The organism is Arthrobacter sp. UYCu712 (assembly GCF_040547005.1).
GTDB lineage: Bacteria > Actinomycetota > Actinomycetes > Actinomycetales > Micrococcaceae > Arthrobacter.
Map to the genome: position 1 here is coordinate 1 of NZ_JBEPOZ010000016.1, position 12621 is coordinate 12621.

General features: G+C 68.6%; 10 protein-coding genes and 1 pseudogene. 5 read left to right on the plus strand and 6 right to left on the minus strand.

Annotated features, from left to right (window positions below; all coding sequences use genetic code 11):
- Both ABIB51_RS15090 and ABIB51_RS15095 read right to left on the minus strand, forming a co-directional pair.
- Positions 1-441 (minus strand): annotated as a pseudogene (locus ABIB51_RS15090) (HNH endonuclease signature motif containing protein); the annotation flags it as partial.
- 193 nt (positions 442-634) lie between these two features.
- Positions 635-4126: a DEAD/DEAH box helicase gene (locus ABIB51_RS15095; RefSeq protein ID WP_354189394.1), complete on the minus strand. Its 3492-nt coding sequence runs from the start codon at positions 4124-4126 to the stop codon at positions 635-637.
- Positions 4127-4335: 209 nt separating this feature from the next.
- On the opposite strand from ABIB51_RS15095, the gene ABIB51_RS15100 reads away from it, so the two are divergent.
- Positions 4336-5229 (plus strand): DMP19 family protein, encoded by an 894-nt coding sequence (locus tag ABIB51_RS15100; protein ID WP_354189396.1) that lies wholly within the window; start codon positions 4336-4338, stop codon positions 5227-5229.
- Positions 5230-5295: 66 nt separating this feature from the next.
- Here the strand turns inward: ABIB51_RS15100 and ABIB51_RS15105 are convergent, their stop codons facing one another.
- Entirely contained in the window at positions 5296-5835 is a 540-nt protein-coding gene (locus ABIB51_RS15105; protein ID WP_354189398.1) for a COG4315 family predicted lipoprotein, read from the minus strand.
- Between the two features lie 160 nt (positions 5836-5995).
- Here ABIB51_RS15105 and ABIB51_RS15110 point away from each other — a divergent pair, with 160 nt between their 5' ends.
- Together ABIB51_RS15110 and ABIB51_RS15115 are read left to right on the plus strand one after the other, a co-directional pair.
- Positions 5996-6496, plus strand: a complete 501-nt coding sequence (locus ABIB51_RS15110) for a sigma-70 family RNA polymerase sigma factor (protein ID WP_354189400.1) — start codon at positions 5996-5998, stop codon at positions 6494-6496.
- Positions 6493-7188, plus strand: a complete 696-nt coding sequence (locus tag ABIB51_RS15115) for an anti-sigma factor family protein (RefSeq protein WP_354189402.1) — start codon at positions 6493-6495, stop codon at positions 7186-7188. Before ABIB51_RS15110 ends, ABIB51_RS15115 begins: the two co-directional genes overlap by 4 nt.
- Positions 7189-7247: 59 nt before the next feature.
- On the opposite strand, the gene ABIB51_RS15120 is transcribed toward ABIB51_RS15115, so the two are convergent.
- The gene (locus tag ABIB51_RS15120; protein WP_354189404.1) at positions 7248-8054 is read right to left on the minus strand and encodes a DUF1206 domain-containing protein; all 807 of its coding nucleotides are present in this window, start codon (positions 8052-8054) and stop codon (positions 7248-7250) included.
- Positions 8055-8305: 251 nt separating this feature from the next.
- Complete coding sequence (gene trmB / locus ABIB51_RS15125) at positions 8306-9229, minus strand: tRNA (guanosine(46)-N7)-methyltransferase TrmB (RefSeq protein ID WP_354189406.1); 924 nt, start codon at positions 9227-9229, stop codon at positions 8306-8308.
- Positions 9230-9314: 85 nt separating this feature from the next.
- Here trmB and ABIB51_RS15130 point away from each other — a divergent pair, with 85 nt between their 5' ends.
- Complete coding sequence (locus tag ABIB51_RS15130; protein WP_354189408.1) at positions 9315-9923, plus strand: class I SAM-dependent methyltransferase; 609 nt, start codon at positions 9315-9317, stop codon at positions 9921-9923.
- Between the two features lie 143 nt (positions 9924-10066).
- Positions 10067-11299 carry an MFS transporter gene (locus ABIB51_RS15135; protein ID WP_354189547.1) on the plus strand — a complete coding sequence of 411 codons (1233 nt, stop codon included), beginning with the start codon at positions 10067-10069 and terminating at the stop codon, positions 11297-11299.
- A 14-nt stretch (positions 11300-11313) separates the two neighbouring features.
- On the opposite strand, the gene ABIB51_RS15140 is transcribed toward ABIB51_RS15135, so the two are convergent.
- The gene (locus ABIB51_RS15140; RefSeq protein WP_354189410.1) at positions 11314-12600 is read right to left on the minus strand and encodes an MFS transporter; all 1287 of its coding nucleotides are present in this window, start codon (positions 12598-12600) and stop codon (positions 11314-11316) included.
- Positions 12601-12621: the final 21 nt, after the last annotated feature.

Below are 12621 nucleotides of genomic sequence, written 5' to 3' on the forward strand. Positions count from 1 at the left end.
GGCGTTCAGGGTCAGCGGCAACGCCGTCGTCAGTGCCTGGCATTCTCCCAGGAGGGCGGCGGAGGCCCGTTCGCTGACGGTCAGGACACAGGCGATCTCGGCCACCAGGGCCATCTCCCGGGCGGTGTGTTCCGGCGGGGACGCCGCCGGTGGTCTCAGGGCCCTGGCCGCCCCCACGTATCCGGCGGCCAGCCTGACCTTCAGCGCAGCGAACCTGGCTTCCATCCGGGCGACGTCGGCGAGCCCGTCCAGGCAATCATCCGCCAGATCCCGCAACGGATCGGCGTCTTCCAGCGGAGCGGCGTTTCGGAGCGGATCGGGCCCGGACGGATCAGTCTGGGCCGCCCCCGCGCCGGTGAAGGCGGCAAGCGCAGCAGCGGACGCGGCGACGGCGGCCAGGGCCGCCCTGCTGTCCGCCATCCAGGCTGTGCTGCCTTCCATACACTCAGTACATCAGGAGGCGCTGACATTTAAGGGCGCCGACATTCAAAGGCGGCGAAGGCGACAACTGCGGTCGTAGGGCCGCAGTTGTCGCCTTCGGCTGACGCCGTGTGGCCGGAGCTTAAGTGCCGGTTGACGGCGGGCGGGGGCTTGAGTGCCCGTTCGCGCCATGGGCGTAGGTGCCCGTTCGCGCTCAGTCGTTGAAGAGCCCGGCGAGGTCGTCCGCCGTGAGCGCCCCGCCGGAGAGGGCATCGCCCTCCATGACGTCCGCGAACAGCCGGGACTTCTTGGCCTTGAGCGCCATGACCTTTTCCTCAATGGTGTCCTTGGCGACCATCCGGTAGACCATCACGTTCCGGGCCTGGCCGATCCGGTGCGTGCGGTCCACGGCCTGTGCCTCCGAGGCGGGGTTCCACCAGGGGTCCAGCAGGAACACATAATCCGCCTCGGTGAGGTTCAAGCCGAAGCCGCCGGCCTTGAGGCTGATCAGGAACACCGGGGCGGCGCCGTTCTTGAACTCATTGACGACGTCGGTGCGGTTCCGGGTGCTGCCGTCGAGGTAGCAGAACTCGATGTTCTCCTCGACTAGCCGCTCGCGGACCTTGCCCAGGAATCCGGTGAACTGGCTGAAGATCAGGGCCCGGTGGCCTTCCGCAACCAGGTCCTCCAGCTGCTCGAAGAGCACGTCGAGCTTGCTGGACCGCACCCCCGAGAGCGAGGGGTCGATCAGCGAGGGGTCGAGGCTGAGCTGCCGGAGCAGCGTCAGCGACTGGAAGATCGTGAAGCGGTTCTTGTTGACGTCGTCGATCAGGCCGAGGATCTTCTGGCGTTCCCGCTGCAGGTGCGTCTGGTAGACCTTCTGGTGCCGGGGGTTCAGCACCACCTCCAGGATCTGCTCCTGCTTCGGCGGCAGGTCGTGGATGACCTGTTCCTTCGTGCGGCGCATCATCAGCGGCCGGACCCGACGCCGGAGCTTGTCCAGCTGGGCCTTGTCGCCGTTCTTTTCCACCGGTTTCTGGTAGTACTCGGCAAACCGCTTGGGACTCGAAAAGAGGCCCGGCGCCACGATCGAGGTAAGCGCCCAGAACTCCATCAGGTTGTTCTCCAGCGGTGTGCCGGTGATCGCCAGTTTGAAAACCGCCGGGAGTTTCCGGGCGCACTGGTAGGCCTTGGACTGGTGGTTCTTCACGAACTGCGCCTCGTCGAGGACCAGACCGGCCCATTCCCGCCCGGCATAGGCCTCATAGTCGATCCGGAACAGCGCGTAGGAAGTGATGACGATGTCCGCACCGGCCATCGCCTCGGCCGGCGTGGACCCGCTCTTCGCGAACGTCTCGCTGATCGCCTTCACCCTGAGACCGGGTGCGAACCGCGCAGTCTCCGCCTCCCAGTTCCCCACCACACTCGTCGGTGCGACGACGAGGAAAGGGGCGGAGCCGGACGCCGCCCCGGCACCCGGGTCCCCGCCGGACCCTTTTGCGGCCTCCTTGGCCGCGCAGATCAGGGCCAGCGCCTGGACGGTCTTGCCCAGGCCCATGTCATCGGCCAGTACTCCACCGAGGCCGTGCCGGAAGAGGAAGCTGAGCCAGTTGAACCCTTCGAGCTGGTACGGGCGCAGTTCGGCGTTGAGCGTTGCGGGCAAAGGCAGGCCCGTCACGCCGCCCTCCAGGAGTCCGCCGACGGCCTCGCGCCACGCGGCGGCCTGCTCGTCCACGATGCCGAGCTGGGCCAGTTCGTCCCAGAGCCCGGCCTGGAAGCGGCTGATCTGCAGCGGCGCGTCCTTGTTGTCCTGCAGCGAGCGGGCTTCATCAATGAGCGCCCGGAGCTGGTGCAGCTCGGGCAGGTCGAGGGAGAAGTACGCGCCGCTGGGCAGCAGCATGCGTGTCTGGCCTGACGCGAGGGCGGAAAACAGGGCCGCGAAGGACACCGGCTGGCCCTCGAGGGTGATGACGATGCCGAGGTCGAACCAGTCCCGGCTGTCGGTGGCCTTGGTGGAAATCGCCACCACGGGCGCTTCTTCGGCTTCCCGGTAGTCGGCAATCTCGCCGGCCGTATCCACCGCGACGCCGGGCAACTCGCGGAGCCGGGGGAGGACCTCCTCGGTGAAGGCCAGGGTGTCCAGGCCGCTGAGTTCCGCCGAGGCCGCCAGCCGCGGCGTCCCCCAGCCGCCCGTGGCGGACTCGCCCAATGCGGGCACCACGTCCCAGGGCTGCCCCACGGCCTCCAAGACGCTGGCCTCGGCCGGGTCGTCGCGGTAGCCGTGATCGCCGGGGTGGCGCCACAGCGGCTGCGCCGTGACAAGCTTCCCGGACTTGTAGTGCCATTCCCAGTGCAGCCGCACCCGGTGGTCCGCACCGTAGTTGGCGAGCAGGGACAGGGTGGGGACAGCCAGAGTGGGCAGCTCGACGGACTCATCGGACGCCGTGACCCGCGCGGACTGCTTGAGCTTGGGATAGAAACCGGTCAGGAACCGGCTCTCATCCCGGGCCGGAATGTGCAGGGTTGCCCCTGCGGTGACGAAGGTCAGCAGCTCTTCGCTGAGCCCGCCTTCCAGCGGGGCGAGGGTGATGATCGAATCGGCCGGCGCGACGCCGGGGAGGGCGTCTCCGCCCGAGGTCAGGAAGATCCCGTGGGCCGGGCGCCCGATGGTCCCGACGGAGGCAGGATCAACGACGGCGCCCTCCACCGTGATGGTGGGCGCGAGGGACAGGCCGTCGGTCGGTAATCCGCCCGCCGCCCCCTCGACGCCCGCCGCCTTGGGGACGCCCGCCCCCTCGACGCCGTCGCCGTCCGGGCCGGCCGCGGGCAGCCCGACGCCGAAGCGGGTGAGATTAAGTCCGACGACGGCCGGGTCCTCCACGAGCCGCACCGGTTCCTGGCCCCGGCTGTGGACGAGGGCGACGCCCACCTTCCGGGCCTGGGCCAGCAGGCTCCACAGGTTCTTGCCGGCGTAGGTGTTCAGCCCCAGCCAGGGCGCGGTGCCGGAGTGCTGGCGGTTGGCGAGGGCGGTGTGCGAGGCCAGGAACTCCTGCATCCACTCGACGTGGGCCTCGTTGCACTCGCGCCGGTAGCTCAGGTAGCTCAGGGTGTTCCAGGAGACGTCGCCCCGGATCCACTTGCCCTTGGCTCCCATGATGACGGGCCGGGCCTTCAGCTGCCGGACGCTGCGGAGGGGGTCCCGGCGGCCGGTGTACGAGAAATGCGGCGCGGGTTCCTCGATCTCGAGCTGGAGCGCCAGCGGAATCCCGTTGGTGGACTGGGTGATGCCGGGGCGGGCAATCAGCGGGCTGAGGGCCTGTTCCCAGTCCGGCACCTCGAGTACCGGCGTCGGGCGGGCGAGCCGGGAGGTATCGGCCGGGGCCAGCAACTGGACACGCGTCGCAGGGTTGTCCTCGGCTGCGAACAGCAGGGCGGCCACGTGCTTGCAGTCCTTCCGGACCGGGCAGCTGCAGACGCCCACGGTGCAGCTCCAGCCGCCCGCCTTCCGGACCAGCTTCGCCGTCGTCGAATAGGGCACATCAGAGCCGCCGCGCACCTTGCCGAGCATCAGCCCGGTGGCGGCGTCGAAGGAGATCCCGGAAACGCGGCTCCCCATGGCGTAGGCAAGCCCGGCCGCAAGGGAGCGGTCGTTGATCGCGGGAGTCTGTATTGCCAGTGCCGCACTCTCGTCCGGATGGGATGGCATTGTGCGCACTACTTTCAGCAGTTGGTCATCTGATCCATCTTAGCGAGCCTGCCGCGGTCCTGAGACGACGTCCCAGGCGCAGGCCCACGGGCAGGAAGGTGCACCCAAACTTCGCCTGACGTTCAGCTGGGTCTCAACTGCCGGGCCGCCGGAGCAATTACGGTGAAATGGTTCGGAGCGCCACCCGCAGTCAACAGCGAGGACTTCCCATGACCCACAGCCTTTCCACCAGCCCTTCTGTCCGGAGCTACGCCCCCGTGCTGACCCGGGAAGGCATCAACGGCGGCGACGCGGAGGTGGTCGACGCGAACGTCGACGTGGTCAACACCATGTACGCGGAGCTGCTCGACGTCGAGGAGATCGCCCCGAACGCCCTCCGCAGCTATTACGTCGACTTTTACCTGACCCAGTCGCTGGGCGGCGGGTTCGCCCAGTACGTGTTCACCACGCCGGAACGCGACGACGTCGACCCCTACGTCCGCGAGGGGCTGAAAGGCATGGGGGCCACCGCGCACCTGGACCTTTTCAACCGCACTGTCGCGGCCTTCAATGCCCTCTCCGAGGAGGAAGCCGACGCGTACCTCGACGGGGACGCCGGTCTGGAAGGCGGCGACGCGGCCGGGACCGCGGACGTTTCGCCGGCGTTGCAGCTCCTCGAAGAGCTTGACGGCGAGTTTGAGCCGCTGCTGGAGACCGAGGATATTGTCCGGCTCAACGCCGAGTGGCTCCGGACCCAGCCGGATCTGCTGGTCCTGGACGACGAGGAACTCGACCGGCACATCGCCGAGCGGGTCTCCCGAGTCCCCAACCTGGCGGAACGCCAGGCCGAAGCCGCGGAAGAGGAACGGATGAACGTGCCGGAGTTCGAGCTCATCATCCGTGAACTCTGCGACCTGGCCGGTCACACACTCGTGAAGATCACCATGGGCGATCCCAATTACAACCACGACGGCGGGCAGTCCCTCGCCTGGCATTTCACCACGGACCAGGGCGAATTCCTGATGGTGGAGGAGAACGACGAAGCCTTTATGATCCACCCTGTCACCAAGGAGATCGTGGCCGCCGTCGAGTTCGAGGAAGCGGACAGCGGCACTCTCGGCTAAGTGTTCTGGGCCCGGCACCGGTCCTGCCGCCGGTCCTGCCGCCCCCAGCGGCGGCAGCCGGTGGCGCTAGGAACCGGGTGCAGTGGTGATCATTTCGCCGGACGGTGCCGCGAGATACCAGACGCTGTTGACGCCCTGGCCCAGGATATCCCCGGCCGCAAGGTCCTTGGCGAAGTAGTAGATCGGCATTGAGTTGATGGTCACCTGCTTCTTGCCGTCGGGGGTGGTGATGGTTCCCAGGGTGCCGGTGACGCCTTCGACCGCCGGCGCATCCGAGGTGGTGGTGACGGGAGGCCATGCGGTGAGGCATCCGCCGGTGCAGGCGCTCGTGCCCGAATCCTTTGTGTCCTTCGTGAAGTAGTAGACGCTCATGCCCTTGCCGTCCACCACGATCTGACCGAGTTTGGACGCCGCCACCTTGAGCTCCGCGGCCGTGGCCGGGGCAGGAGCCGAACTGGCGGCCGCGGAGGACGCGGGAGCCGGGCTGGTGGCCGGGGGCGCGGCGGCCGACGTCGTTGCCGTGGTGGTCCCGCTGCCGCCGGCACAGCCGGAAAGCAGTGCGGCAAGAGCAAAAGCGGACAGGCCAATGCTGAGGTGCTTCTTCAACTGCTGCTCCTTGACTCGGACCGGCCACCTCGCCAGGCCGGCGCTATCCGATACGACGTCCACCGGTGAAGAATGGTTCAAGGCGGCGCAGTGAACTTTTGTGGTGCGTCATACGTCATAGGGGTCAAAAGGCACAGGGCACAAGGCCGGGAGGGATCGCATGTCGTTGGACGAGGACGTGGTGACCGCCATCTACCGCGAGCACGGTACGGCCCTGCGGCGCTTTGTCCTCAGCGCCTCCCGGGACCCGCAGATGGCGGACGACGTCGTGCAGGAGACCATACTGCGCATCTGGCAGCAGGCGCCCGAGATCACCGGCAGCCTCAAAAGCTACTTGTTCAGGACCGCGCGCAACATCATGATCGACAACTACCGCAAAGCCCAGCGCAGGCCCCGCGAGGCCGCGGAACGCGATCTGGCCGATCCTGTCGACGCTGCCGAACGCGTCGACGAACTCCTCAACAAGGTCCTGATGGAGGAAGCGCTGCTGCGGCTCAGCGCCGAGCACCGGGACGTCCTGGTGGCCCTCCACTACCGCCGCTACACGGTCCAGGAGACGGCGAAGACGTTGAGTATCCCCGCCGGAACGGTTAAATCAAGGGCGTTCTACGCGGTGCGGGCCTTGCGGACAATCCTTGACGAAATGGGGGTGCAGCGGTGAACGGGACGGAACTCCACCGGTTGCTCGGCGCTTATCTGCTGGGCGGACTCGACCCGGCCGAAGCCGCAGCCTTCGAACAACACCTGGGCGCCTGCCCTGACTGCCGGCAGGAGCTCGACGAACTTGCCAGCCTCCCCGCGCTGCTGGACGCGGTACCCGTGGCAGACGCTGTGGCCCTCACGGTGGTCGACCTCACCGCCTTGGCTGCTGCGGCCGGACCAGGGCTGCCAGCACCCGGGGCTGATCCCGGGCCCCGGAAGCTGCTCGATGCGTTGTCCGCCCGCCGGCGGACAGTCCGACGCCGGTGGACGGCGGCGGTGGCAGCCGCGGCTGCGGCCTGCCTGGCGTTGGGGGCCTTTGCTGCGCCGCTGCTCAGCCCGCCGGCCAAGCCGGATGCCAGCTACTCCGTGCAGGCCGGCAACGGTCTGCAGTTCACCGTGGGCCTGGTCAAGAAGACTTGGGGCACGGAACTCGCGGTCGACGGCCGCAGCCTGCCGGTGGACGGCACATTCTCGCTCTGGGTGAAGGACCGCGACGGCGTCGAAGACCGGGCCTGCGCCTGGACGGCCACGCCCAGCGGTCGGGTCAAGATCACCGGCGCCACCCCCGTGCAGCTTGCGCGCATCGCCAGCGTCGAGATGCGCGACGGTCAGCAGCAGACGGTGGCCGTCATCGCCGTCCCGAATGGGTAGCCGCCCGCACCCGCCCGGCTGCAGCCGGACGGCAGGGCCGGCCGCCCGGCCCGCCCCAGCTACATCTTGGCGAGTTTGGCGCGCACCACCATAAAAACGCCGTAGCAAATCAGGCCGATGCCCACGGCCGCCAGCATGTAAATGCCGTACGGCTGTTCGCGCAGACCCTTCAGGCCGCCGTCGATGCCGGTCGATTCTTCCGGATGGACCCTCAGGGTGGCAATGATGATGAGGAAGCCAGTCAGCAGAAGGGCGATCCCCTTCGCGGCGTAGCCCACGACGCCGAGCACTGTCACCGCGGACCGCGCCTTCTCGGAGGCCGGAAGCCGGAGGTGCTTCTTGAAGGACTGCCGGAAGCCCCGGATGGCGTAGACGATCCCGGTGACGGCAACCGCAGCGCCGATGGCCAGCAGCAGCGCGTACCCGCCGGGAGCCTGCATCACGGAGACGGAAAGGTCGCTGGTGGAGCTGCTTTGCTCCTTGCCGGCGCCGACGGCGAAGGACGCGAGGGTCACAGCGAGCCCGGCGTAGACCACGGCCTGCAGGGCGGCCTTGAGTTTCTTCCCGAGCTTCTTCTTGGCCGGCAGGTGCTCGAAATCGAAGATGGCATCGCTGGTCTGCCACAGGGCCAGCGCGACGCAGGCTGCGAACGAGCCCCACAACAGCAGCGGCCCCGCCGGCTGGCTGGCGAGTTGCTGCACTGCGCCGCTGACGTCGGCCTGGCCCTGGCCGCCCATGGCCAGCCGGATCGCAACCAGGCCGATCAGGAAATGCAGGAGTCCGCTCACGGCAAACCCGGCGCGCGCCACGATTTCCAGCGCCCGCGAGTTGGTGAAGTCCTCGGTCGCATCAGCGACGTCTTTCATTTCTTTTTTGATGACGGCTCCCTCAACTGGCTCGGTTGTTTCGGCCGGGCAAGACTTCCGCCCGGCGCATGCCTCTGAAGGCAATCGTGCCATGCCACGGCGTCCGGGAACAGCCTCCGGCGCTTCGGGACCGGGCCGTTTCCGGAGGGCGCCGCGGAGAACAAGGCGGAACAAGTGGACGCCGCCGCGCCAGCAAAGCGGACGCCGACGGCGCCGCGGAAGCCGGCGCCGCGGGGGAGCGCCGCCGCCGTTCAGCGCCGCCGGTAGCTGAGGTCGAAGATGAGCCGCCCGGCCTCATGGGCCTTGCCCTCGAAGCTGGTCAGGACCCGGCCGTCGAACCTGGGTGCCCAACCTCCGGTCTGGTCCGTGCCCTCGTTGGGGCCGGTGTGTTCGGTGCTCACGGGGGCGCGGCCCTCCTTGACGGGTGCGCCGCCGACGAGGGACTCGACGCCGGATTCCCAGACCTGGGTGAGGGGGCTGTCGGCGCCGCTGCGCTCGCCCTCGTACAGGTTTTCGAAGTCCGGCGAGCCGGCCAGGACATCCCGCACATGGACGGCGTAGTTGGACCAGTCCGTCGCGATCCGCCAGATGCCGCCCGGCTGGATGGCGCGTGAGGCGAGTTCGGCGAAGGCCGGCTGGATGAGGCGGCGTTTGTGGTGCCGGGACTTGTGCCACGGGTCCGGGAAGAAGACCCACAGCTCCGTGACGGAGCCGGCGGGGAGCATGGTGGCGAGCACCTCGGGGGCGTTCGCTTCCACGACCCGGACGTTGCTCAGGCCGCGGCCGTTGATCTTGATCAGTGTGTTGGCCAGCCCGGGGGTGTACACCTCGACTGCGAGGAAGTCCTTGTCCGGGTTTGCCTCGGCGGCGTGGCAGACGGCGTCGCCCAGTCCAGAACCGATCTCGACAATGAGCGGGGCCCTGCGGCCGAATTCCGCCTCCGCGTCAAACACGTAGTCCGGGTGCACGGAGGTGTTGGCGATGTGGCGCGGGACCTCGACGGCCCAGCGGTCGGAGTGCTCTTCCCAGGCGACCTGGCGGCGGCCCTGCAGGCGGGTGCCGCGGCGCACGAAGCTGACCGGGCGGCCGCCGTAGGTACCGAACGAGGCCTGGGTTCCGGGGGTCACCGGGCGGGGCGTCTGCGGCGTCTGGGGGGATTCTGGGGTTTCACTCATCCCTTCCAGAATAGTGGAGTTCCGGCGTCCCGCCGGGTGGGCCGTGGCGCCTGTTCCTGTCAGGGGGCCGTGGCAGACTGTCCGCATGATCGACTCAACACTCGAATACTGGGACGGGCAGGCGGCAGAATTCGACCGGGAAGCCGACCACGGCCTGCTGGATCCGGGCGTCCGCCGGGCCTGGGCGGAGCTGATCCTGCCGCTCATTCCCATGCCCGGCAGTGAAGCGGCAGATTTAGGCTGCGGGACCGGCAGCCTGTCCATCCTGCTTGCGGAGGCAGGCCACAGCGTCAGGGGCCTGGACCTGTCCGCCCGGATGGTGGACGCAGCGCGGGCCAAGGCTGCCGAAGCCGTAGGCGCCCGACTTTCGGCAGCGGTTGAGTTCATGCAGGGCGACGCCTCAGAACCGCCATACCCGCCGGCGAGCTACGACGTCGTGCTGGCCCGTCACGTGCTGTGGGCACTCCCGGACCCGGACGCCGCGCTTGGTCGTTGGGCGCGGCTCCTGCGCCGGCCGGGAACTATGGTCTTGGTGGAAGGGCTGTGGGGCACCGGCGCCGGAATGCCCTCGGCGGAGTGCCGGGAACTGGTACTCAGGCACCGCCACCACGCCGAGGTCGTGCCGTTGACAGACCCGGCGCTGTGGGGAAAGGAGATCAGCGACGAACGCTACCTGATCCTCAGCCGGAGGTGACAGGACCGCCGGCAGTGCTGCTCTAGACAGGGCGCTGTTGACAACGCCTGCGGCGACGGACCTGCCAAAATGGGTCCGTGACTGTACCGAAGAGCTCCCAGGACTCCACCGTTCCCGGACTCGAGATCGAGGCCGGCCGAGGCATGCTGGTGGACGCCGAAATCGACGACGTCCCCGCGGCCGGATCAACCCGGGTCGGCAGCCGCCGTGCGCTGGCCTACCTCGGCGTGTGCCTGGTCCTGATCGGGCTGAACCTCCGCACCGTCTTCTCCAGCTTTTCCGCGGTGCTTCCGGAAGTGACGGCCGACGCCGGGCTGCCGGGCTGGGCGGCGGTGGTCCTCACTACGGTGCCCGTGACGCTGCTTGGCGTGTTCGCCCCGCTCGCCCCTGTGCTGGCCCGCCGCTTCGGCGCGGAACGTGTGCTGCTCGGCGCCATGCTGGCGCTGACCGCGGGCTTGCTGCTGCGCCCGGTGGAGGTGACCGGCGCGGGGCACCTGCCCGCCCTGCTGGCCGGAACGGCAGCCTGCGGCGCCGCGATCTCGCTCTGCAACGTGCTGCTGCCCGGCCTCGTCAAGCGTGACTTCCCGCACCGGCTAGGCCTGATGGGTGGCCTCTACACGACGGCGATCTGCGCCTCCGCGGCGCTCGGCGCCGGCTTCACCTACCCCGTTTTCGCCGCGACCGGGGAGTGGACCGCGGCGCTTTGGTTCTGGGCGCTGCCCGCCGGCGTCGTCCTTGTGCTGTTCCTGCCGCTGGCCGTGAGGCAGCGCCACGGCCGGCACCAGCAGGCGGCCGGCGTCGTCAACGTGTGGCGCTCGGGCATCGCCTGGCAGGTGACCATCTTTATGGTCCTGCAGGCGATGATGTCCTTCAGTGTCTTTGCCTGGCTGGCCCCGATCCTGCGCGAGCGCGGGGTGGACGGAGGCACCGCCGGGCTGATCGTTTCCGCCTCGATCGTGCTGCAGATGCTTGGTTCCCTCTTCGCCCCGGCCCTGGCCGCCCGGTTCCGGGACCAGCGCGCCATCAACGCCGTCGTGGCGCTGATGACCGGCGGCGGGTTCGCGCTGAGCATCTTCGGCCCGTTGGAGCTGATCTGGCTCTGGACCGGGCTGCTGGGCCTGGGCCAGGGCAGCCTGACCGCCGTCGCGCTGACCATGATCATGCTCCGCACCCGCGACGGCCACACCGCAGCCCACCTGTCCGGCATGATGCAGGGCGTCGGCTACGGGGTGGGATCCGCCGGCACCCTCCTGGTCGGCCAGCTGCACCACTCCACCGGGTCCTTCGCCGCGGCCGGGGCACTGTTCCTCGGGGTTGGCGCGCTGGCGGCCGTGTTCGGCTACCGGGCCGGGCGTAACCGCTTCGTTGGCGGCTGAACCCGGCCCGGAACTCAGCCGCGCAGGTCCTTGCCCTTGGTCTCCGGGATGCTGAAGATGAACAGGATGCTGATGACCAGCAGGGCCACCGCGTAGAGGTTGAAGGCCTGGGCCATGTTGATGTCCTTGAGCCACTGCTGCAGGTACGGGGCGGTCCCGCCGAACGCGGCCACGCAGATCGAGTACGGGACGCCGACGCCCACAGTCCGGATGCTGGTCGGGAACAGTTCGGCGAACACGGCCGGCACGATCGCGGCGCTCGCAGCGATGAAGACCAGCATCACCGACATGCTGACCGCCAGCTGCCAGGCCGAATCCTTGAGCAGCCACGTCATCGGGAAGTGCAGCACCGCCGCACCGGTGGCGCCGGCCCACAGGACCTTCTTGCGGCCGATCCGGTCCGAGAGCTTCCCCCAGAACGGCAGGGCGGCAATGAAGACCACGTTGCCGATGACTCCGGCCCACAGGGCTTCGCCGCGGTCGATCTTCAGAGCGGTGGTGGCGTAGCTGGGGGCCACCACGCCCCAGATGTAGTAGATGACGGTGAGGCCGACGGTCAGGCCGATCACCTGGAGCGCCTGCTTGCGGTGCCGGACGATCTGCGGCCAGATGGGTTCCCGCTTGTCCGCCGCGGGCTCGTCTTCGAAGACGCTGCTCTCGTGCATCCGGGCGCGCATCACCAGGGCGTAGAGACCCATCACGGCACCGATCAGGAACGGGATCCGCCAGCCCCACGCGTTCATCATCTCCGTGCTGAGGCTCATGTTCAGGACCGCGCCCAGCAGCGTCCCGAACAGGATCCCCACGGTGCCGGAGGTGTAGATCAGGGTCGACCAGAGCCCGCGGCGTTCCCGCGGCGCGATCTCGGACAGGTACGTCTGCGACGACGGCAGCTCGCCGCCGTGCGCAAGCCCCTGGATCAGCCGGGCCACGAGGAGCAGCACGGACGCCCAGACGCCCACGGCGGCGAAGGTGGGGGCAATGCCGATCAGCAGGCTGCCGAGCGAGGCCAGCCCGACGGCCAGCGTCATGGAGGACTTGCGGCCGATCCTGTCGCCGATCCAGCCGAACAGGAAGCCGCCGAACGGCCTGGCGACGAAGCCGACGGCGAAGATCGCCAGGGTGGACAGCACCGCCGAGGCGGGATCGGCTTTGCTGAAGAGCTGGCTGGCGATGAACGGCGTGAAAGTGGCGTAGATCGCCCAGTCATACCATTCGACGGCGTTGCCGATCCCGGTGCCGACGATGGTTTTCCGGAGTGTGGCCCGGGCATCGCGCTGTGGGTTGAGGGTGGTTGTCATTGCATCTCTCCAGGGCAGGGG

Coding starts and splice junctions, on each gene's coding strand:
- trmB (WP_354189406.1), bottom strand. CDS start 9,229: ATGAGTGAAACCCCAGAATCCCCCCAGACGCCGCAGACGCCCCGCCCG.
- ABIB51_RS15120 (WP_354189404.1), bottom strand. CDS start 8,054: ATGAAAGACGTCGCTGATGCGACCGAGGACTTCACCAACTCGCGGGCG.
- ABIB51_RS15110 (WP_354189400.1), top strand. CDS start 5,996: ATGTCGTTGGACGAGGACGTGGTGACCGCCATCTACCGCGAGCACGGT.
- ABIB51_RS15135 (WP_354189547.1), top strand. CDS start 10,067: ATGCTGGTGGACGCCGAAATCGACGACGTCCCCGCGGCCGGATCAACC.
- ABIB51_RS15095 (WP_354189394.1), bottom strand. CDS start 4,126: ATGCCATCCCATCCGGACGAGAGTGCGGCACTGGCAATACAGACTCCC.
- ABIB51_RS15100 (WP_354189396.1), top strand. CDS start 4,336: ATGACCCACAGCCTTTCCACCAGCCCTTCTGTCCGGAGCTACGCCCCC.
- ABIB51_RS15130 (WP_354189408.1), top strand. CDS start 9,315: ATGATCGACTCAACACTCGAATACTGGGACGGGCAGGCGGCAGAATTC.
- ABIB51_RS15140 (WP_354189410.1), bottom strand. CDS start 12,600: ATGACAACCACCCTCAACCCACAGCGCGATGCCCGGGCCACACTCCGG.